This window comes from Pedobacter riviphilus (assembly GCF_014692875.1).
Classification (GTDB): Bacteria; Bacteroidota; Bacteroidia; order Sphingobacteriales; family Sphingobacteriaceae; genus Pedobacter; species Pedobacter riviphilus.
Map to the genome: position 1 here is coordinate 1231262 of NZ_CP061171.1, position 22333 is coordinate 1253594.

Genomic DNA, 22333 nt, shown 5'->3' on the forward strand with positions numbered 1-22333 from the left:
ATAGCCAGATTAAAATTCGTTGATAAATATGTCGTAATTGCCCAATGCAGCCGATTTGAGCAATAAGGCCTGCCAAACATTGGTAAAGGCAATATCCCGGTCGGTTTCTGCACGGTTTAAGGTAAAAAGCGCCTGCGTAAGATCTACCAATGTAGTGAGCCCGTTTCTGTACAGTGTGCTTTTTTGTAGATAAGCATCCGATGCTGCCTTTACCTGGATAGGCGCTTCCCTGTAATTGGCCAAAGCGTTGGCTAATTTAGTTTCTGCAAGTGTTAATTGTGCTTTAAGTTGCTGATCAACAAGGTTGTATTCTTCCTTTAAGCCTTGGCTAATGTATTCCTGTGCACGAACTTGCGGACGGTTTTTTAGCAATGTAGATAGATTCCAGGTCATTCCTATGCCAATCAAATAGTTTCCGCGCGTGGGGTTTATTCCATCGGCATAACTGGTAGAATAAGCAGTTTGATCTAAGGCATAACCAGAACTAAAACCCGAACCTTTACCCTGCATTACCCCAAAAAAGGTAAACGTTGGGTAATATAATTTTTTGAAATAATTAACCTGTTGCTGGCTAACATCAACACGGTTTTGATAAAACTTTAACAGTGGATGTGAGCTTTTGATCACCGTATCTTCGAGCAGATTGCCAGGGATACGGGTAATTGAGGTGGTATCTAGCTCGTAAGAGGTTGCGGTTAATCCCATTAAAACGCCCAAACGGTTGGCTTGTTCCTGTTCCAGGTCTTTGGCTTTTGTTAGTGCGATTTTAGCATTAGAAACTTCGGCTTTTGCTAATGACGAATCTACCCCGGCAATTAATCCGTTTTTGGCTCTGATGACGGCCGTATTTTTAAAAGTAACAGCGCGATCGAGATTTTTCTGTTGCGATTTGCTTAACCTTTGTGCAGCCAGCAAATTTAAATATGCTGCAGAAACACGGATTTCCTGCTGGAATTTTTCCTGTTCCAGGTCGTTTTTATCTCTTTGGTAAGTAGCATCAGCAATTTTAATGCGCTCTTTGATTTTTCCAAAAGTGAAGAAATCCCAGTTTACATTAGCCAGATAGAGTCCGCCAAAGGCGGCATTCCAGTTTTGTTTGCCTAAAGCAGGACCAGAGGAAGCCGTTCCCAAACCACCAAGTCCATATTGTGGTCCGTTTTGGCCGTTAATGGTACCATAATCTTGTTGGGCACTTAAACTGAAGTTTGGTAGATACTCTCTTTTAGCCTGTTGGATAGATAATTTTGATGCATTGGCGTAATCATCTTTGGCCTTAATAGTGCCATAATTGTTTAATGCAGTATTAACAGCTTGCTTAAGGCTAAGCGTTTGTGCACTTACGCCGATGGATAGACTGATAAATAATAGTAACGAAAAATAAAATAAAGATATACGAGACATAGTGTATAATTTACACGGCAAATGTAAATTATGGTCGCAATATCAAAGTATTCAGTTCAAATCAAAAATTATGCGAATCAAATAATAATCGAATTGTTACTTAAGGCATAAAAAGAGGGCAATTCCTGATACTAAAAAATAATAAAGGCTGTATCACAAAAATGAAATTGTCATCCTGGGCCTGTCGAAGGACGGATGGAATTACAAATATGATGCAACCTGTTATTAACAAGGTGTTTATGATTCCTCTGTATAACTTTTAAAATTATCCAGAATGGCCTGCCATCCACCACGTTGCATTTCGATTGGGTTGGTCGATTCTGCATCGAAAGTTTCAGTTATCCTGGTTTGTTCGCTCAGTGCATCAAAAATAATGCTTACTGTTCTGCCATCGTCCATGGTATATTCGATTTTTTTATGCTGATCAACCGTGGTATAGGTTCCGCCGAAATCAAAACTCATACTGCCATCTTTTGCAGCCATGGTGCTTTTAAATTTACCACCAACTTTTAAATCGTTTTCTGAATAAGGGGTATGCCAATCTGGTGAGGCAAATGCCCATTTTGTAATATGGTCTGGGTTATTCCAAAATTCCCAAACTTTTTCTATTGGTGCATTTACTGTTGTTTCTACGGTGATTGATGTTTTATTTTCCATGTTTTAAAGTGTTTAATTTTTTAATAAAGTTATAGGAACTTTAACAACTCAGAAAGAGTAAATACGACAAAATAGGGGGTAGAATACCCTTAATTGATTGTAGGCAGGCAATTTTAGCATGTAGTTTGTTTTTCTTTTATATGAAGAGGTTGTCAGGTTTTCAGTGTAGTCATTTAAGAGATATAGGTTTAGTGATGAAATAAGATCAATCCCTTTTCTTTTTTAAGTCACTCCATTCTCCAATCTCATCTTTTTCAGGTGGTCTTACAAAATCTAAAACCCTGCTCTCTTTAGCCCCAAAAGACTTAAAATTCACTTTTGCTTCTCGCAAAGAGACTGAATTCGGGCCGCCGTCATCATCAATATGCGCCTCTTGATAAAAATCTTTTTGCCAAAAACAAACCGGGCAGATCATTGAAATCGCATCCTTCTCGATTGTATAAAAATCGCAACAAGCACATTTAATTTTATTTTCTGCATTCATTATTATTATCTAAGCCTGCTCAAAGTAGGAAGATAGTAAATTTAGATCAATTAACCTGTCGTTAGTTTTTCTCTATGTGAAGCGCAATTCGGTACTACTATTAAGGTTTCTCCCCGCTTTCTGTTTTACTTCGTGCTCACTGCAATCGGGGCTAGGTGGCTCGGCTTGTAATAAGATTATAGGCTGAAGGCTTAAGCATGATTGAGAAGAGGATTAGAGTTTTTGCAGCAATCTTTGTTCAATAAACCCGGTAGCAACGGTTCCGATCCTTCATCGGAATTAGCGGATAACGGGTCTGCTGTTACCGGAGAGCTGCTGAACGATCGTTTTCAAAAAAAACAAAAGAACCAGCTTTTGCTTACTTATTAACCTTTTCCTTTTACATGAAGATTACAAGCTAGATACTGTAAAAAACTGAACGATCGTTTTAAAGTTTTTCAGCTGTTTAATGAATAGATGAACAGGGTGTCATTATTTTTGGTTTCAATTCGCAGAAATGGCAAACAATATCCAGTTATTTTATAAATTTAGCACCGTATTATAATAATAATTAAAAACTGCTCATGAAAAATAGCTTTTTAATAACCGCCTGTTTGTTTTTGTTTAGCCATGTTTTAAGCGCTGCTGAAGTAGATACCGCTTTAACCTATAGTAAATCGATGAACAAAAATATTAAAGCAGTGGTAATTAAGCCCGATAGCTATAAAACTGGAAAAACTTTTCCGGTGGTTTACCTACTCCACGGCGCAGGAGGTAACTATGCAGAATGGGCCAGAAAAGTACCGGCGATTAAAAACCTTGTCGATCAATATCAATTTATTGTGGTATGCCCTGATGGTAATGTAACCAGCTGGTATTTCGATAGTCCGGTAGATGCTAAATGGAAATATGAAACCTATGTGGCTAAAGAGTTGGTGAGCTATATTGATGAACATTATAAAACGATTGCTGAAAAAAGGGGGAGAGGTATTACGGGTTTGAGTATGGGCGGCCATGGTGCATTATACCTGGCTATTAAACACCAGGATGTGTATGGGGCTGTAGGCAGCATGAGTGGCGGTGTAGACATTAAACCTTTTCCGAACGGCTGGGATATCTCAAAAAGATTAGGTACACAGGACGAATTTCCGGAGCGCTGGAAACAGAACAGTGTAATTGATATGATTTACCTGATTAAACCCGGATCGCTGGCCATTGCTTTTGAATGTGGCGTAGACGACTTTTTCTATAAAATGAATGTACGCCTGCATGATGAGCTGTTGTATAACAATATTCCGCACGATTTTACCACCAGGCCCGGTGTACACAACTGGGATTATTGGGCGAATGCCATTAAGTTTCAAAGCGTTTTTTTTGATAATTATTTTAACCGTAAACCTTAGAATTGGGTATTGGCTACTGGTTTAAGTAGTTATTCTCTTTTTCTTGTTGATAAACAGTGATTTATAAAACTGACTAAAAATTGAAATTTTGATCTGTGGTCGAAATCATACATTTTGAATTAAAATTGATACGCGATTTACCCTAAAAATTAACTTTTAGATTACATACAAAATAAAGACTTACCATATTTTTGGCCGTTCTCGAAATCTTATTTATAAAACAGGAAACGAAGATTTAAAACCAAAAATGAAATACTTAGTCAAAGAAATCAGTGACGGAAACTGCGATATCACGTTATTGCCAGAAAACCTGAATGATAGGAATCTTTTAGCCGAAACAACGAAAAACCTTCAGCACGATTACCAAGAAACGATCCAATCGCATTACGAACATGCATTGAAAAATGAAGTTCATGGCAATGCTGCATTTGTTTCCTTAAATAAAGAAGAAAGCAATTATCCGAAAAGAGTAAATGTAAATTACCAGATTATGCTAAGTTAAGTAGATCATTTTCTGGCCAAAAAACCGTCTAAAGGGAAAAATAAGCCTGGGCATTGGCTTTAAGAAAATTTATCCACCAGGTTACTCAAATAAAAGGGACTATTCGATTTTTTTCGGGCAGTCTCTTTTTTATTTTACGGCTATTTAGTTTACAAATGATTTGCGTGCGCCGCAAGATAATCTGAAAGGTACTTAAAGCATTTAAGTAAAAATTTTAAACCTAGCATGATTTTACACGTTTTGGGTTAAAATACGGTGATCTTGTGTTAAAATACGAGTGCTTTAATCTAGAGATAGTATATATTTTTAATAAGCGTTGTTTATACGTTTATCAGATGCTTATTGACGCTTAGGTGAGAACAAATATCACTAACCATTAACCAAATAAAACTAATATGAGTAACAGTCGAATCCTCTATAGGCAAACACCTATTTAAAAGTTAGCACTATCATTTTTCAGATAAGGGATATGTTTAAACAGAAATGGTTTAAGATTTCATCTTATGCCATATTTCTTTGCTTATTTTAATAAACGTTGTTTTGACGTTTATGATTAATCTTGAAAAGGAAAGGGAATGTTATGCCCATTTAAAACCATCTAAAAACTATTAAACCAAATATATTATGAGCAACAAACAAGGGTTAAATCCAAAAATTCGTAATCTGCCTGATTTACTGACCGGGTCTCTCAAAATAATGATATCATCAGTTATGAACAGACAGCAAAAAATGAAGAAAATTAAATCCGGTTTTAACAGTAGGGGATTAGCAAAATACATGATGCTTTTTCTCACCTTTTTAAGTATTAATACCATGGCCCAGAATTCAATAACGGTTAAGGGTATTGTTAGAGATACGACAAGCGGACTCCCCGGTGCCGTGATCAAAATTGTAGGGGCTGCGAATCAAGGAATCGCTACAGACAATTTTGGCCGATTCGAAATTAAGGCTGCGAAGTCGGCTACGCTCGCCATTACCTGTATAGGATTCAAGCCAAGGCAAATTTCACTTGCTTCAAAATCAGTCGATGCAGGCAATGTGATTACTTTGGACATCAAGCTTGAAAGTGCTACCACTGAGTTACAGGAAGTTGCAGTAACCGGATTTGGTAATACCCAAAAAAAAGCGAGTATGGTTAGTTCAATCACAACGGTAAATGTGAAGGATTTAAAAACCCCTTCATCGAACTTGACTAATGCTCTTGCCGGGCGTATTGCCGGCGTGATTGCTTTCCAGAATAGTGGCGAGCCGGGAATGGGCACTGATAACTCGACCTTCTATATCCGGGGTTTATCTACGTTTGGCTCAGGCAAAAGAGATCCGCTCATTTTAATTGATGGGGTGGAATCATCGGCTACCGATATGGCACGCCTACAGCCAGATGATATCTCAGATTTCTCAGTACTGAAAGATGCTGCGGCCTCGTCAGTTTACGGTGCAAGAGGAGCAAATGGGGTTGTCCTTATTAATACCAAATTGGGAATGAACGCAAAGCCCCAGTTTAATTTCAGGGTAGAGAATAGAATATCAAGGAATACCCGGGATTATGAGTTTGCAGACAATATCACCTATATGAAAATGGCAAATGAAGCTTCAATAACACGTACGCCAAATGGAATTGAGCCCTATTCCCAAAATAAAATTAACAGTACAGCAGCCGGTGAAGATCCATATCTGTACCCGAATAATAACTGGTTAGATCAGCTTATCAAAAAGCAAACGGTTAACCAGGGCTACAACTTGAATATATCAGGTGGCACTAACCGTGCCAGGTACTACATTGCTGGTACCTTAAACCAGGATAACGGTAATTTAAGAGTGAACCCGATTAATAATTTTAATAATAATATTCGCCTGAACAACTATTCAATTAGGACGAATATAGATCTTGATCTCACCAAATCAACCGTATTAGTTATTCGTATGTATGGCCAGTTTGATGACTATCAGGGGCCGATCGGTGGGTTTGATGGTTCAAGGCGTATCTCTGGCGGTGAGCAAACTTTTAGAAATGCATTAAACGCAAATCCGGTCATGTTCCCGGCTGTGTATCCATCAGGCAAATTGCCTTTCATTGAGCATCCACTTTTTGGTTCTGCTCAGACACGTAATACCGACCTGAGCCTAAGTTCTACCTTGTATACCAATCCTTATGCGGAGATGGTAAAAGGATATCAGGTTTATAAAACCTCGAACCTACAGCCTCAGCTGGAATTAAAACAGGACTTGGCGGCTTTAACAACGGGCTTAAGTGCACGGGCAATGGGGTATTTACGGAGAACTTCCTTTTACAGGGTAAATAGAAATTACGATCCATTTTTTTATTCTGCAGTGATTAATGCTCAGGATCAATCCTATAATTTAACCGCATTAAACGATGGTGGACAAAATTCGATAGGTACCGTTGGAACAGAAGTACTAAATTTTACCAGAGATGCAAAAGATATTGACTCAAGGATGTGGCTGGAAGGTTCGGTTAATTATAACAGGACTTTTAACAATAAACATGCGGTTGGGGGGATGCTTGTTTCTTATCTTTCAAATTATGAAAATGCCAATGTTGACGAGCTGGTTCAGTCTTTACCTTCGAGAAATGCAGGTATTTCAGGAAGGTTCTCTTATGGGTACGATGATAGATATCTTGCGGAATTTAACTTCGGTTATAATGGATCTGAGCGTTTTGATACGCGTAACCGATGGGGTTTCTTTCCTTCGGTCGGTGTTGGCTACAGGATTTCGAATGAAAAGTTTTTCGCACCGCTGAGGGGTGTGATCTCTAATCTTAAATTTAGGGCTACATATGGTGTTGCAGGAAATGATGCCATTGGAAACGTAAATGACCGTTTCTTTTATATGTCGCGGGTAAGTTTAAACGACAATGGTTATGGCGCCTCTTTTGGCAGAAACGATGGAGCCCCATTATATAGCCGTCCTGGTGTTTCCATCTCCAGATATGCGAATGCTGATATTTCCTGGGAGAGATCGACGCAGTTGAATATTGGAATGGATTTGACCGTAGGAAAAGGAATTGATGTAGTTGTGGATGTTTACAAGCAAAAACGAACTAACATTTTGCAGCCTGTTGCAAATATTGATAATGCAGCAGGCCTGATGGCAACAACTTTTTCTAATTTTGGAGAAGGTACATCAAAAGGTGTAGATATGTCTGGAAGCTATAGGGCAAATATTTCCCGTGATTTTTCGATCAATGCCAGGGGTACTTTTACTTATGCTACAACTAAGATCGGTAAGATTGATGAACTTCCTTACCCCGCATCACTATCTTATTTATCCAGAAAAGGAGCCGCATTTAATCAAGCCTATGGATATATTGCTGAACGGCTGTTTATTGACGATGAAGAAGTCGCTAATTCACCCGTTCAGTTTGGCGATCGTGGTCTCAGGGCAGGTGATATTAAATATAGGGATATAAATGGCGATGGGGTTATCAATACTGATGATCAGGTTGCACTTGGTTACCCTACAGAACCAGAAATTACTTATGGTTTCGGATCAAGTTTTAGGTATAAGAAATTTGATTTTAGTTTTTATTTCCAGGGATCGGCTCGCTTTTCGTTTTTCATAAACTCGAACCAAATTCAGCCATTTTATCAAAATGGTGGTTATCAGACAGGTTTGCTAAAGGCAGTTGCGGATAATTATTGGACGGAGACAAATCCTAATCTTTATGCCTTTTGGCCAAGATTAAGCACCTGGAGGGTGCCGAGCAATAACGTCACATCAACCTGGTGGATGAGGAATGGCAATTTCCTTAGGTTAAAAAATGTGGAATTTGGATATACCTCAGAGATTAAAAAACTGAATGTGAGAAGTATCCGCTTTTATTTGTCGGCAACTAACCTTTTCATATTAAGCAAGTTCAAAATGTGGGATGCAGAAATGCGTGGTAATGGAATGAATTATCCGCTCCAATCGCTTTATAACCTAGGCTTACAGGTGAGTTTATAATATAATATCTAATGGAAATGAATAAGAAAAAAATACTTGCACTAGCTGTCGTTTTCACAGTCTTGTGTAGCATAACATCCTGCAAAAAGTATCTGGACATTGTTCCAGACAACGTTGCTGTGATCGAAAATGCATTCAAACTTCGTATCGAAGCTGAAAAATATCTCTTTACCTGTTATTCTTACTTACCCAAAAATGGAGATGGCTGGTTCAATGCCGGAATGATGTCTGGTGATGAAATCTGGTTGCCTCAAGCAGACCGCGCACATTGGCATCCAGCCTTTCAGATAGCCCAAGGAGAGCAAAATAGAAGCAGGCCCTTATTTAATGAATGGGGTGGAGACTTAAAAGGAGGGGATGGAAGATATAATTACCTCATGATGTTCAGGGCCATTCGCCATTGCAACATCTTTCTTCAAAACATCAAAGACCCAACAAAAGCGCCTGATCTGGGAATAGCTGAACGGGAAAGATGGATAGGAGAAGTAGAGTTTTTGAAAGCCTATTATCACTATTACCTGATGAGGATGTATGGCCCTATACCGCTTATTGATATAAATGCACCAGAATCTTCAGATCCTGAAGGGCTTTATTATAAACGCGCCCCAATAGATGAGACTGTAAATTATCTATCTGCACTTTTAGATGCGGCAACTGAAAAGCTACCACAACGAATTTCTGATGAGAATAAAGAGTTGGGTAGAATAACCAAACCCATTGCTCTTGCTGTTAAGGCAAAACTTCTTTTGATGGCAGCAAGTCCGCTATTTAATGGGAATTCGGATTATGCAGGCTTTAAGGATAAAGATAATACGACATTTTTCAATCCGGTATTCGATCTTAAAAAATGGGAAAAGGCAAGGGATGCAGCCAAAGCAGCAATAGCGTCTGCGGAGCTAAATGGCAGTGCCCTTTATACTTATACTAATGATTCATATGGCTTAAGCCCAGAAACAAAAACTCAATTGAACATCCGCAATTCGGTAACCACCAGATGGAGTGCTGAGCACGTTTGGGCACTTTCAAACAGTTATTTTGTGAATGAGGCTCTTTGTATGCCACCAATGGCAGGCATCGCAAATGTAGATAGGTTCCAGTTACAAGGTGTTTGGGGAGCTCCGTTGAAAATTGCGAAAATGTTCTACAGCAAAAACGGTGTACCTATTGATGAAGATAAAACGCTGGATTTTGCTAATTATATGCAAACCAGAGTAGCAACTACCGCTGAACGTTTTACAATTGAACCTGGATTTGCAACCGCAAGACTTAATTATGACCGTGAACCAAGGTTTTATGCTGATCTGGGCTTCGATGGAAGCAAATGGTACATGAAGGATGCCACCAGCACAAGTAGCGACATAAACTCGGTATACGTCCAATCAAAAAATGCAGAACGATCTGGATTTGGTCATTTTACCAATTGGAATGAGACTGGTTATTTTATTAAAAAACTCGTTCATTGGGAGTCAACTACGAACACCAACAATGCCCCAAGTTGGAAGACCTATCCTTGGCCGGAAATAAGACTGGCTGATCTCTATTTGATGTACGCTGAGACTTTGAATGAAGTGGAACCCGGTTCAGCTACTGCAATCAGCTATGTGGACCGCGTGAGAACCAGGGCAGGATTAAAAGGTGTCGTAGAATCATGGACAAATTATTCCAAGAGCCCATCTAAGTATACCAGCCAGGCTGGGCTTCGAGAAATTATCCGTAGAGAACGCCTGATCGAACTGGCCTTCGAAGGTCAGCGGTTTTGGGATCTCCGTAGATGGAAACTATCTGGCGAGGAGCTAAATAAAGATATCACCGGACTAAGTGTTTTGGGTAAGACAACTGAGAGTTATAACATCGAACGGACTATTTTCAGCCAAACATTTATAGCGCCCAGGGATTATTTTTGGCCGATTGGAGACAATGAAATCAGAAAGAACCCAAAACTGGTAGAGAACCCTGGATGGTAGTATTTATTTTAAAGATAAAAATCATGAAATCAAAGAAAATAATAAATTACTTATTGCTGTTTACATTGGTATCCGCACTGTTTTCCTGTAAAGAGGAAGAACTTGGTGGGCCCACAACGCATGACGGAGCTGTTCCTCAAATGGTAAGCAACATTCAGGTTGAAAATCTGAGTGGTAAAGCGAGAATTACCTATAAACTGCCAAATGACAAGAATTTATTATATGTCAAAGCAGTTTTTAAGTTAGCCAACGGAACTAATTTTGAAGCCAAATCATCCTTTTATAAAGATACCGTTGTAGTTGAAGGATTTGCTGATACCCTGGAGCATCAGGTCTCACTGTATTCTGTGAGTAGGAGCGAGGTACTTTCGCAACCAACTATCGTAAAAGTAAAACCTCTTGAAGCCCCATTCCGGAAAGTATTTAAGAGCATCCAGGTTATCAATGCCTTTGGTGGATATAATCTGGCGGCTACAAATCCAACACGTGATAATATTTCGATAATGGTAATGAAGAAGAATGTTTTTAAGCAGTTTGAAGTGGACAATTTCAGGAGCATATTTACCCGTACCGACGTAATTTTATCTAAAATTAGAGGGCTTGATACCGCAAGGCAGGAATTGGCAATTTTTGTTAAAGACAAATGGGGGAACAGTTCTGATACACTTTACAAAACAATAAATCCGATATTTGAAGCTAAACTTAATCCTTCACTTTTCCGGGCTTTGGTATTACCTGGCGATGCTCCACAGGTTACTAATGGCGCCGCATTGGTTTATGCCTGGGATGGTAGGCTCGGATGGCCTTATACAAGTTTTACCCATCAGATTAATGGCGGTAACGGGCCACATATGATCAGCTTTGATACTGGTGTTTCGGCAAAATTAAGCCGTGTCTGGATTCGCCCCTTCCCTGAAGGAACAAGGTATTACTACCTCTCTACAATGAAAAGGTTCGAAATATACGGTTCTAGTAATCCAAATCTAAACGGAGCTTTAGACTCAAGCTGGATTCTTTTGGGTAGCTACGAAGTGAAAAAACCTTCTGGACTGCCTTATGGAAATGATAATGCAGAAGATCAGGCCACTGCAGCGGCTGGTTTTAGTTGGGATATTGATCTGACTGCGCCTAAAGTGCGCTATCTAAGGGTCAGATGTCTGGAGAACTGGGCAGGCGGAACCGCACAAAGTATCAATGAAATAGAGGTTTATGGTGCAGTACAATAAACAATTTGATTCATTAATTAGAATTAAGGAGATGAAAAATAAAATAAAGAAAACCATCCTCATGTCTTTCGTGGCAGCACTGCTGTTTGGTTGCTCTAAGTCAGACGATTATAAAAAATATCTGGAAGGAGGGGATATCCTTTACTCGGGTAAGTTGGATTCTGTTAAAATTAACCCGGGCAACAATCGTGTACAGTTAACCGGTCTTTTAAAAGCCGATCCAAAAATCAATAAGATTAAAATCTTTTGGAATGATAAAAAAGATTCAATTGAGTATCCCGTAAATATGAATACAGATCCCAGGAGATTCACCAAAATATTTAATGTGGAAGAAGGGATACGAAGTTTTTTAGTGTATACTTTCGATGTTGATGGAAATCGATCCATTGCTGTTAATGCAGTAGGGAGGGTTTATGGCCCACGTTACGCTGCATCTTTGAACAATCGGGTAATTGGCAGCGCAACCCAAGTTAATGGCGAAACTGTTATCGATTGGCTAACCATTGATCTCTCGGCTGGGCCTTTCGCTACCGAAATCCAGTATATTTCTACAACCGGATTAAAAACGCTAAGAGTGCCAATAGCCACAGAACGCACCAAATTGAACGACCTTGCAAGCACAGCATCTACAATTAGTACCAGGACACTTTATCTGCCTACTAAATCAAGTATAGACACTTTTTACACGGAGTTTGCTCAGGTTGGTGTTTTAAAGGATGTTACTGCTCAATACATGTCAAACACCAACATACCCTTTACAACCAGCGTGAAGGGAGACAGATGGGGGATTCCAACTGGTTGGACAACCAATGATGCTGTGCGGAATTTCAGGCAGGCAGCTGGTGTATTTTACGGTGGGGTAGATGCTTGGTTTGGCGGCCCTCAACTGGCCATGGAAGCAGGATGGTCAGCAGATAATATGGCTACAATTACTGATGGCAAAATTTATCAAAGTCCTATTTTACCTGCTGGGCTATATACCCTCGAAATAGATATCCCTGATTGTACCGCAGGGGGAGACTTCTATACTGTGGCGGCCGAAGGAGATGGCATACCCAATACGGGCAACATCGCATCTTCATTGGCGTATGCCAAGACGAATGCAAAAGGTACACATAAGATTACCTTTACATTGACTACCGAAAAGAAGGTGTCGCTAGGTTTTGTTGGCAATGTTCAAAATAAAGGAGCTGGAGATGGTACATTCTGGAGAATTAGCCAGGTACGACTGAAATATTTGCCCAAAACCAATTAATCTAGTTTTTAATTGAGCGCCAGAATGTGTCTGGCGCTCTTTTTTAGCTTCTTTGATTTTTTTGGTTTATTGGCTCCGTTCAGAAGATGTAAACTAATTCTGATATTGATAACTCAAAAGCAAATAGTCTTCCGGAAACATTGAACACACAAAATGTAACCAGATACTGTTAACGGTTATATCTCTTTCCTTATCAATCGTTTGGTTGCAATAAATTCTATTAACGTCGGACACCTAGATCTGGTTTTAAGTGTTTGCATTCAGGTTTTTATATGCAAAAAAAAAGGAAACAGAACATTTAGTTCGTTTCCTTTAGTACTCGGGGCGGGAATCGAACCCGCACGCCTTTGAAAGCACAGGATTTTAAGTCCTGCGTGTCTACCAGTTCCACCACCCGAGCATTAGCCTGTTCCGAAATCCTTCGGTAGGTTAACTTTAAAATAAATGCCTTCTGGTAGGAAGGCATTTAGAGCGAAAGACGAGATTCGAACTCGCGACCCCGACCTTGGCAAGGTCGTGCTCTACCAACTGAGCTACTTTCGCAAATTAATACATGGTGTTGTATTCCTTTGGGGTTGCAAATATAGAAATATAAATATCACTATCAAAAATAATTTTATTTTTTTGCTTTAAAAAGTGTGTCAATGGGCCTTTTGCGCTGAATAACAAGGAGTAATCAGTATGTTTTTTATGATTGTAATTTAAAAATTGTAACATATTTTTAAATCTGGCCTGCATGGAGATAAACCATTAAGCATATTTCGCCATTCATATTTATTTAAAAGTGCTGCTATAGAAAGTCGGATTTGTACAAAATAAAGTCTGATGGAGACAATCCTAAGGCTATAAATTTATCTATTTTCGAATAATTATGGCCAAAACAGCCTGTGCTGTGGGCCATTGCCGAAAACCTTTTTAACCAAATATAACAGTGGTTGTCATTGTATAACCTGCTAAGTTTCTAAAATCAGATGATGTTCAAACAAAAAATAAAAATTACTGCAACAGGGCTTGTATTAATGTTCATGAGTTATTCTTTAGCTGTAAAGAGCCAGGTGATGGGCGATGCAGAAAGAAAATCGATGGAAAAAGGAGCAATCTACCCATCATTAAAGGGCGGAGGAGAAGGCGTATCGGGGCCAGGTTCCAATCTTTCAGCCGAAAAGATGAAATGGTGGGAAGATCAGAAATTTGGAATGTTCATCCATTGGGTTTATATGCAATCCCGGCAAGTGGGAATGGACCATGTTTAACGAAAAGATACCGGCTGAGGAATATGCTAAACTAGCTACTCAGTTTAATCCGAAGCATTTTAGCGGTGCAACGTGGGCAAAGGTAGCCAAAGAAGCCGGAATGAAATATATGGTTATGGTTGCCAGGCACCATGATGGTTTTGCACTTTGGAATAGCCCTTCGAGTTATAAACACTTTAATAGTTGGGAAACTGCAGCCCATCGCGATTTTGTAAAAGAGTATACCGATGCATGCCGTAAGGCAGGTCTTTATGTAGGCCTTTATTACTCACCACTGGATTGGCGCTTTCCTGGTTATTTTGATCCTAAAGGACTTCCTGAAAATGCGGCGTTGCTTAAGAAACAGACTTATGGACAGGTAGAAGAGCTAATGAAAAACTACGGCAAAATAGATATTCTGTGGTACGATGGAGGCTGGCTGGCCCATAAGGGTAGCGATGCTGACGCCGCTTGGTTTTGGGAACCGTTAAAACTTAATGCTATGGTACGTAGTTATAACCCCGATGTAGTAATCAATCCCAGATCTGGAATGCTTGGAGATTTCCAGACCGACGAAGGTGGAGGAGATGTTAAAGGACCTATTATTCCTTTCCCATGGGAAAAAAACCTGAACCTTAACGAAACAAGCTGGGGATACAACAAAGCGCAGAATCTGATGCCTTTGAAACGGGTTATAGATATGCTGGTGAATACAGTAGACCGTGGCGGAAATATGTTGTTAAATGTTGGACCAGATCCTGATGGTGTTATTCCACCTACCCACGTACAGCGCTTGAAAGAAGTGGGGAATGGTTAGCTAAAAATGGTGAAGGAATATATGGAACGCGTCCTGGGCCTTTTCAACCTGTTGATGGCTTTTATGGTGCTACATATAAAGGCAATAATATATATATCCACCTCCTGAAAGCTCCGGTAGGCACTACTACGATTAAATTACCAGCAATTAAGCAGACCATTACCGCATGTACCATAATACATGGTAAAAATATTAAATTTCAGCAGGATGCAGCAGGTATCACGCTTGATCTGGCTGGGGTACAGTTAGATCCAGTAGTAACTACCTTGGTGTTAAAAACAAAAAACAAGTAGCTGCTATGAATATTTCGAATGGTCGAATTAAAATTCTGCTTATTGCTTTATTGATAGGCTGTTACAATTTATCGTTTTCAAATGGCGTACATCCATTAACTGATACGTTATTTAATGGCAAAAGATTAATTGATACTGATGGAAAGCCAGTTAATGCCCATGGTGCAGGTGTATTGTACCACAAAGGCGTTTATTACCTTTTTGGTGAGGTAAAGAAAGGTAAAACGTGGCTTGTTCCAAAGCAGAATTGGGAAGATTTCCGGGTTCCGGCCGGAGGCGTTTCATGTTATTCTTCTACAGATCTTAAACACTGGAAAAACAGGGGGTGGTTTTAAAGCCTAGCACAAACAATCCTGGTTACGACCTCGATACAGGGAGGGTTATTGAAAGGCCCAAGGTGATTTATAACGAACGCACTAAGAAATTTGTGATGTGGATGCACATCGATAAGAATGACTATAGTTATTCCAGGGGAGGGGTTGCGATAAGCGATAACCCTTTTGGTCCTTATAAATACCTGGGGAGTGTTGCACCTAACAATCAGATGTTAAGAGATATGACTTTGTATAAAGATGATGATGGAAAAGCTTATCTTATTTATTCGTCTGAAAATAACAACACCATGCATGTTTGTTTGCTAAGCGATGATTATTTGACACCAACAAAAACTTATACGCGGATATTGGATGACAAAGGAAGGGAAAGCCCGGCTATTTTTAAAAACAAAGGCAAATATTTTTTAATTACCTCTGGCTGTACCGGTTGGTCGCCTAATGCGGCTTCTTATGCTGTTGCAGATCATATCATGGGGCCATGGGTAGAACGTGAAAATCCATGCAAAGGATTAAACGCCAATGTGTCGTTTTTTTCGCAGGGCGCATTTGTACTGCCAGTAGCTAACAAACCAGGCAAATTTATTTTCATGGCCGATAGGTGGAATAAAACAGACCTGGAGAAATCAACATATTTATGGCTTCCGATTCGTGTCAATAATGATGAAATAGAAATTTATAATCATGATAAGCGATAATTAAAGATCGTTTTTTAGTTAGCAACACCTATTACTACTTTGGTCCATCAATGTAATTTCACTTAATAAACATAGCGCTTTATTTATTTAGCGGATATCGGAAACACATAAGTGTTTCCGATATTGATGCTATTCATTTGTAACCTTTATAGCTGTATCAATGCAAATTCCACTCCCAGATACCAGCCACTCCATTCAAAATTTTTATCCTAACATAACGGCATTTGATATGTAATTGATCTACATGTGGCGATTGAACTTTAATTTCGCTGTGGCCTCCGCTTTTTTGCCACGATTTTCCGTCTATCGATGTTTCAAGCAGGTAGGCATGGCCTGCCGTTGGGCGAACAAAATAAACTTTGCTTAAACTTACAGACTTTATTTTTCCTAAATCTGCCACTATCCAGCCTGCTGAATCTTTCTCTTTTGCCATCCAGCGCGAACCATTGGAGCCATCAAAGGCAAATTTAGGATCGAAAAACTCTTCTCGTTTAAACGATGGGTCTTTAATAGGTTTAATTTTTATCGAATCTGCTATACTTGAGGCATCAGCATTACTGACTTTCAATTGCTTTGGCTGCCTGCTTTTCGCGAGCTCGCCAACGCCGTCGAGGTTTACATCTACAGGATTAATGGTCCCGTCGCTGGCAAATGTTAATGGGCTAACGTAAGTTTGCCGGTTGGTGCTCCCCCTCCCAAACTCTAAAAATGCAATATAGTATTTGTCCGTTCCTTCTAAATTAAAAACAGAACCGTGCCCTGGGCCAAATAGCCCTTTTTCATAATTGGATGTCGTAATGATATCATTTTTTGGAAAGGTATAGGGGCCTAAAGGCGATACTTTACTCATGATATAAGCGTACTGGTATTTCTCATCTCCGCCTATGGTATATAAATAGTAATAAATGCCTTTCCTTTTAAAGAAGATCGGCCCTTCAGAATACTGCGTTCTGGGAGTCGAAATTACCTGTACCGCCGAGTCTACAGTAATCATATCAGGCATCAATTTCGCTGCATGCCTGGTATTCCAGAACACATAGGCCTGTTTATCATCGTCAACAAATATTTCTGCATCAATGCCATTTGGCTTTTTGGTCTGTAATAATGTCGAAGGCGTATAAGGTTTAGACCATTCATCCTTGCCCCGGGCGAGTTTAAAAGGCCCTTCCGGTTTGTCGGCAACTGCAGGGTACATGTAACCATTAACAGTAGGGTAGATATAGAATTTGCCATTTGCCTGAACAACTTTGCTAGGTGCCCAATATAATTCTTTAACAGCTGATGGAAAGTATGTACCTTCAAAGCTCCAATTAACGAAATCGGTTGATTTCCAGAGCACAGGAGGACCTGAAGATTTCAGTCCTCTGCCATAGCCATCTGTAGTGGCATAACAATAAAATACGCCATTGATCTGTTGAATACTTGCGTCTGCAATCATATCGGGAACCAGCGGTTTGCCAAATGGATTTCTATTCTGAGCCTTTATTGAGGCCGATATACTCAATATCAAAAATATGGATAAGAGTGTTTTGTTAATCATTGTATTTATCTAAATATTGTATTATATATGAACAACTGGATTTGCTTCTCGCATTACGTTAAAATCTGTTTTAACTTAATTTAAGATCAATCTGTACTCAAGCTGACACAATTTTAATAGACATATACTCTTTATACTATTAATTTGGCGAATAATACCAAATTATATAACAAGTTCATAAAATTATATAAAGTTCTTACCACAGAAAAACGTTACTTGCGATTATGAAAGTCATTGCCTTTTTTATGGTTATCTGCATGAGCCTGGTTTCAGTTGTCACGGGAACAGTACAGGCTATACAATACGATAAAGAGCCAAAATGCTGTATGCTATCAGGTATGGCTAAGCCATGCAATCCGCATAAAAGTAATAAGGTAACGGGCATGTGTTTGACTAAACTATGCTGCAATGTATCAGGATTCACAATAAACAAAGTGGTTCAAATAGCACAAACGGTTCCAGTAGAAGTTAAAAACTGCTCAGTTAATCCAGTGTGTGAAAACACAATTGATTTTTCATTTTCATTCTGGCACCCGCCGAAGGTAGTGTTGATATAAATAAACTAAAATTAACGCCGGTTTTTTTATCACAATAATAAAAATATTCAAATGAAAAAGTTCCTTATCATCACATCAATGGTGTTGATCAGCCTATCTACATATACATTTGCAGGTAACACGCCATGCTGCAATCGTAAAATGAACAATTGTACCAAATGCTCAAAATCCTGTACAAAAGGTGTATGTGAAGATTATTGCAGTAAACAATGCAAAGATACTGGTGGATGCAAGAAATGTAAATAATAATAAGGCCGGGAACTTTTCCCGGCTTTGCTGTTTGTAACAGCTTGTAGCCAAGTGATATGATCGAATCATTTAGATATGGTAATGCATCTTTCTGGCGAGTTAGTAGTCGCACGTAGGACTTATCTGCTGCAGAATAAATCGGTAGTTAAGAATGGAGGATCAAATCTTTGAAAATATCTTATTAAGCATTAAGTTGTTAACCCACTTATTATGGTGATTTACGTTAGGTAAATAACTAAATTTAAGCACGAGCAGATAAAAAACAGACACATGGAACATACTTATAAAATAACCGGAATGAGCTGTCAGGGCTGCCAAAGCAAAGTTGAAAATGCACTGAATACCATTGATGGCGTTTCTGCAAAGGTATCATTGGAGTCTGCTGAAGCCGTCATAACAATGGAAAAACATGTTCCAACGGAAAAACTGCAGGAGGCTCTGTCTATCGCTGGACATTACAGCATTGAAATGCCTCCCCATGAAAAACATGTTATAAAAGCGACTGAAAATACAGATCATAACCGTCATGAATTATCCCAAGGACAAAATCCAAGCGCTCGAAAGCTTGGTGATAATGAAGCTGGAGGATTATTTTATTGTCCGATGCACTGCGAAGGTGAGCGGACTTATGATAAGCCAGGTCATTGCCCTGTGTGCGGAATGGACCTGATAAAACAGCCCGTACTTAAGCATACGGCAAAATTTACCTGTCCTATGCATCCTGAGATCATCAGCGACAAACCAGGCGCATGCCCAATCTGCGGCATGGATCTGATCTCTACCGGAACGAATCGGGAAGAGGAAGATAAAACTTATGAAACCCTGCTCAAAAAATTCCAGGTAGCTACAATTTTTACTGTTCCCATTTTTGTTATTGCCATGACAGAAATGCTTCCGAATAATCCCTTGTTTGATCTAGTGGAACTTAAATACTGGAACTGGGTTCAGTTTGTGCTTTCTATTCCGGTGGTTTTTTATGCCGCTTGGATGTTTTTTCAGCGGGCATGGCAATCTATAATGACCTGGAAGCTAAATATGTTTACCCTGATAGGAATTGGTGCAGGCGCAGCCTGGATCTTTAGTCTTGTTGCCCTTATTTTTCCTGGTGTTTTTCCAGATCAGTTTAAAACACATCATGGCACCATCTTCGTTTATTTTGAGGCAGCAACAGTGATACTTACATTGGTGCTACTTGGTCAGCTTTTGGAAGCCCGTGCCCATGGTAAAACCAACAGTGCCATTAAGGAACTACTGAAGCTGGCCCCGAATACAGCAACAAAAGTAGTTGGGGATAGGGAAACAACAGTATCTATTGATGACATCCACAAAGGAGACTTGTTGAGGGTAAAGCCTGGTGAAAAAATCCCGGTAGACGGTAGTATTAAAACAGGGGAAGCATTAATTGATGAATCTATGATTTCCGGCGAACCCATTCCTGTGGAAAAAAACACCGGAGACAAGGTGAGTTCGGGCACGATCAATGGAAATAAAACATTTGTCATGCTTGCGGAGAAGGTAGGCTCAGAAACACTTTTGTCACAGATCATCGAAATGGTGAATTCGGCAAGCCGCTCGAAAGCGCCCATCCAAAAAATGGCGGATAAAATCTCGGGTTATTTCGTGCCTGTTGTAGTATTGATTTCCATTGCAACGTTTGTGGTATGGGCAATATATGGCCCCGATCCAGCCTACGTTTATGCTTTTGTAAATGCAATCGCAGTATTGATTATCGCATGTCCATGTGCGCTGGGCCTTGCTACTCCAATGTCGGTAATGGTAGGAGTGGGTAAGGGCGCCCAGTCTGGTATACTGATCAAGAATGCCGAATCTCTTGAAAAAATGAATGCAATTGATATCGTGGTTATCGACAAAACTGGTACGGTAACCGAAGGTAAACCTTCGGTAGAAAAAGTGGTCAGTGTAAATCCTGATTTTACAGAGAAGGATATGCTTGAAAAAATTATGGCTTTGAATAGCAGCAGCGAACATCCATTGGCCCATGCAACTTTACGTTATGGAGAAGAAAACAAAATAGATATTAAACCCATATCAAACTTTGAGGCGATTACAGGAAAGGGGGTAATGGGTAGTTTGGGGCGGAAAAACTAGCTTTTGGGAACCAAAAGTTAATGGAACATGTTAAAGCGACAATTGATCCTAAATTAGATGAACAGGTTAGTACGGCTCAAAAGCAGGGTAAAACAGTTTCTTATCTCGCTGTAGGAAATAAAGCAATTGGATTTGTTGTTATTTCTGATAAGATCAAGCCTTCCAGCGCGGCGGCAATCCGAAAACTCCAAAATAAGGGGATCAAGGTAGTCATGTTTACAGGCGACAATAAGGATACAGCAAGAGCGGTAAGCGAAACCCTAGGTTTGGACGGCTTTAAGGCTCAGATGCTGCCAGAAGATAAGCTCAATGAAATAAAAAAACTACAGGGGGAAGGCAAAAAGGTAGCCATGGCAGGTGATGGCATCAATGATGCACCTGCACTTTCCCAGGCTGATATCGGTATAGCAATGGGCACGGGAACAGATGTAGCGATCCAGAGTGCCGCGATCACATTGGTAAAGGGAGATTTAAATGGGATCGCAAAAGCAAGTTTGTTGAGTCGCAAGGTCATGGCCAATATAAATGGAAACCTGTTTTTTGCCCTTGGATACAATATATTAGGCATTCCGATAGCGGCAGGTATTTTATATCCGTTTTTTGGGATTTTGTTATCTCCAATGATCGCTGCACTCGCGATGAGCTTTAGTTCCGTTTCTGTTATCTTGAATTCCCTGAGATTGAGAAATGCAAAAATTGACTAATATTTTTTAAAATCCTTTAAGGAAAAATTATTCCAGTACCCCAACTTTTCCGCTTGATCCTTGATCGCTACCTTCACACAAATAAAATGAATTCTATAAACAAAAAAACCTTTCATTTCTGAAAGGTTTTTGTTCGATTTTTTGTGTGTACTCGGGGCGGGAATCGAACCCGCACGCCTTTGAAAGCACAGGATTTTAAGTCCTGCGTGTCTACCAGTTCCACCACCCGAGCATTAGCCGCTGCCGATCTCCACCGGCTTGGTTAACTTTAAAATAAATGCCTTCTGGTAGGAAGGCATTTATTTGGAGCGAAAGACGAGATTCGAACTCGCGACCCCGACCTTGGCAAGGTCGTGCTCTACCAACTGAGCTACTTTCGCATTTACAAAACTGATGTTGTTGTTTCGTTTTGGTGATGCAAATATAGGCAGATTTATATTTCTGTCAAGAGATTTCTTGTTAAAAATTTAATATTTAATTTAAATTGCTGGCTTTCAGTACAAGTAAAATTAAATCAGTTTCAAAACCTTTTGCCTGAAGGTAGCTCATCAACTTATTTTTTCTTTTAAACGGATCATTTTCGTTTAAACCTTCTGCTTTTTTTAAAGCTAATTTTTCGATGGTTTGTATATAATCATCATCATCGATGCTATAAATTGCCTTTTGCAAAATTTTATCGGGTACCCCTTTAATTTTAAACCTTGTTTAATTTTAACACGCCCCCAGTGTTTGATGTTAAATTTACCTGATGCATAACTTTTAGCAAACCTTTCTTCATTTAAAAAATTATTCAAAATCAGTTCGCTTATAATTTCTTCCAGTTCATCGCCACGCATTCCCCATTCTACCAGTTTATACCGCACTTCCTTTTGCGAACGCTCCTGGTAAACACAAAAACTTTCGGCTTTTACCAATGCTTGTTTTTTATCTAATAATACTGCTTCTTGTTTACCGCTTTTCAT

Annotated in this window: 18 protein-coding genes and 4 tRNA genes; 12 read left to right on the forward strand and 10 right to left on the reverse strand. The window is 39.5% G+C overall.

Features of this window, described 5'->3' with window-relative positions:
- Nucleotides 1-9: 9 nt before the first annotated feature.
- The 3 genes from H9N25_RS05140 to H9N25_RS05150 all read right to left on the reverse strand — a co-directional run bounded on the left by H9N25_RS05140 (nucleotide 10) and on the right by H9N25_RS05150 (nucleotide 2542).
- Nucleotides 10-1401, reverse strand: a complete 1392-nt coding sequence (locus tag H9N25_RS05140; protein WP_190328161.1) for a TolC family protein — start codon at nucleotides 1399-1401, stop codon at nucleotides 10-12.
- Between the two features lie 237 nt (nucleotides 1402-1638).
- Complete coding sequence (locus H9N25_RS05145; RefSeq protein ID WP_190328162.1) at nucleotides 1639-2058, reverse strand: SRPBCC family protein; 420 nt, start codon at nucleotides 2056-2058, stop codon at nucleotides 1639-1641.
- 205 nt (nucleotides 2059-2263) lie between these two features.
- The gene (locus tag H9N25_RS05150) at nucleotides 2264-2542 is read right to left on the reverse strand and encodes a CPCC family cysteine-rich protein (protein WP_190328163.1); all 279 of its coding nucleotides are present in this window, start codon (nucleotides 2540-2542) and stop codon (nucleotides 2264-2266) included.
- 563 nt (nucleotides 2543-3105) lie between these two features.
- Between H9N25_RS05150 and H9N25_RS05160 the strand changes: the two genes are divergently transcribed.
- The 6 genes from H9N25_RS05160 (at nucleotide 3106) to H9N25_RS05185 (ending at nucleotide 12840) form a co-directional block, all read left to right on the forward strand.
- Complete coding sequence (locus H9N25_RS05160) at nucleotides 3106-3924, forward strand: alpha/beta hydrolase (RefSeq protein ID WP_190328165.1); 819 nt, start codon at nucleotides 3106-3108, stop codon at nucleotides 3922-3924.
- 247 nt (nucleotides 3925-4171) lie between these two features.
- Nucleotides 4172-4426: a hypothetical protein gene (locus H9N25_RS05165; RefSeq protein ID WP_167293708.1), complete on the forward strand. Its 255-nt coding sequence runs from the start codon at nucleotides 4172-4174 to the stop codon at nucleotides 4424-4426.
- Nucleotides 4427-5155: 729 nt separating this feature from the next.
- Nucleotides 5156-8395: a SusC/RagA family TonB-linked outer membrane protein gene (locus tag H9N25_RS05170; protein ID WP_223833592.1), complete on the forward strand. Its 3240-nt coding sequence runs from the start codon at nucleotides 5156-5158 to the stop codon at nucleotides 8393-8395.
- A gap of 17 nt (nucleotides 8396-8412) precedes the next feature.
- A complete protein-coding gene (locus H9N25_RS05175; protein WP_190328166.1) occupies nucleotides 8413-10359 on the forward strand; it encodes a RagB/SusD family nutrient uptake outer membrane protein in 1947 nt (648 codons plus the stop codon).
- A gap of 23 nt (nucleotides 10360-10382) precedes the next feature.
- Nucleotides 10383-11585 carry a DUF4959 domain-containing protein gene (locus H9N25_RS05180; RefSeq protein WP_190328167.1) on the forward strand — a complete coding sequence of 401 codons (1203 nt, stop codon included), beginning with the start codon at nucleotides 10383-10385 and terminating at the stop codon, nucleotides 11583-11585.
- A gap of 31 nt (nucleotides 11586-11616) precedes the next feature.
- Entirely contained in the window at nucleotides 11617-12840 is a 1224-nt protein-coding gene (locus H9N25_RS05185; RefSeq protein WP_190328168.1) for a DUF4998 domain-containing protein, read from the forward strand.
- Between the two features lie 316 nt (nucleotides 12841-13156).
- Here H9N25_RS05185 and H9N25_RS05190 read toward each other — a convergent pair.
- A tRNA-Leu gene (locus H9N25_RS05190) sits at nucleotides 13157-13240 on the reverse strand.
- 70 nt (nucleotides 13241-13310) lie between these two features.
- Nucleotides 13311-13383: transfer RNA gene (locus H9N25_RS05195), tRNA-Gly, on the reverse strand.
- Between the two features lie 428 nt (nucleotides 13384-13811).
- Between H9N25_RS05195 and H9N25_RS05200 the strand changes: the two genes are divergently transcribed.
- The 4 genes from H9N25_RS05200 (at nucleotide 13812) to H9N25_RS05210 (ending at nucleotide 16212) form a co-directional block, all read left to right on the forward strand.
- Nucleotides 13812-14093 carry a hypothetical protein gene (locus H9N25_RS05200; RefSeq protein WP_190328169.1) on the forward strand — a complete coding sequence of 94 codons (282 nt, stop codon included), beginning with the start codon at nucleotides 13812-13814 and terminating at the stop codon, nucleotides 14091-14093.
- On the forward strand, nucleotides 14086-14889 hold the full coding sequence (locus H9N25_RS05205) for an alpha-L-fucosidase (RefSeq protein ID WP_190328170.1): 804 nt from the start codon (nucleotides 14086-14088) through the stop codon (nucleotides 14887-14889). The genes H9N25_RS05200 and H9N25_RS05205 overlap by 8 nt, the downstream gene beginning before the upstream one ends.
- Before the next feature lie 298 nt (nucleotides 14890-15187).
- On the forward strand, nucleotides 15188-15517 hold the full coding sequence (locus tag H9N25_RS24365; RefSeq protein WP_223833594.1) for a hypothetical protein: 330 nt from the start codon (nucleotides 15188-15190) through the stop codon (nucleotides 15515-15517).
- Nucleotides 15508-16212, forward strand: coding sequence for a glycoside hydrolase family 43 protein (locus tag H9N25_RS05210; protein WP_223833595.1), 705 nt, complete (start codon nucleotides 15508-15510; stop codon nucleotides 16210-16212). Before H9N25_RS24365 ends, H9N25_RS05210 begins: the two co-directional genes overlap by 10 nt.
- 157 nt (nucleotides 16213-16369) lie before the next feature.
- Here the strand turns inward: H9N25_RS05210 and H9N25_RS05215 are convergent, their stop codons facing one another.
- Complete coding sequence (locus tag H9N25_RS05215) at nucleotides 16370-17752, reverse strand: family 43 glycosylhydrolase (RefSeq protein ID WP_190328171.1); 1383 nt, start codon at nucleotides 17750-17752, stop codon at nucleotides 16370-16372.
- Between the two features lie 1076 nt (nucleotides 17753-18828).
- Between H9N25_RS05215 and H9N25_RS05220 the strand changes: the two genes are divergently transcribed.
- Both H9N25_RS05220 and H9N25_RS24925 read left to right on the forward strand, forming a co-directional pair.
- Nucleotides 18829-20667 (forward strand): heavy metal translocating P-type ATPase, encoded by a 1839-nt coding sequence (locus H9N25_RS05220; protein WP_255524577.1) that lies wholly within the window; start codon nucleotides 18829-18831, stop codon nucleotides 20665-20667.
- 20 nt (nucleotides 20668-20687) lie between these two features.
- Entirely contained in the window at nucleotides 20688-21371 is a 684-nt protein-coding gene (locus tag H9N25_RS24925) for an HAD-IC family P-type ATPase (protein WP_255524578.1), read from the forward strand.
- A gap of 148 nt (nucleotides 21372-21519) precedes the next feature.
- Here the strand turns inward: H9N25_RS24925 and H9N25_RS05225 are convergent.
- From H9N25_RS05225 to H9N25_RS05235, 4 genes are all read right to left on the reverse strand, one after another.
- Nucleotides 21520-21603, reverse strand: a tRNA-Leu gene (locus H9N25_RS05225).
- Between the two features lie 72 nt (nucleotides 21604-21675).
- Nucleotides 21676-21751: transfer RNA gene (locus tag H9N25_RS05230), tRNA-Gly, on the reverse strand.
- 94 nt (nucleotides 21752-21845) lie between these two features.
- The gene (locus H9N25_RS24930; RefSeq protein WP_255524580.1) at nucleotides 21846-22040 is read right to left on the reverse strand and encodes a regulatory protein RecX; all 195 of its coding nucleotides are present in this window, start codon (nucleotides 22038-22040) and stop codon (nucleotides 21846-21848) included.
- Nucleotides 21980-22333: a regulatory protein RecX gene (locus H9N25_RS05235; protein ID WP_255524581.1), complete on the reverse strand. Its 354-nt coding sequence runs from the start codon at nucleotides 22331-22333 to the stop codon at nucleotides 21980-21982. The genes H9N25_RS24930 and H9N25_RS05235 overlap by 61 nt, the downstream gene beginning before the upstream one ends.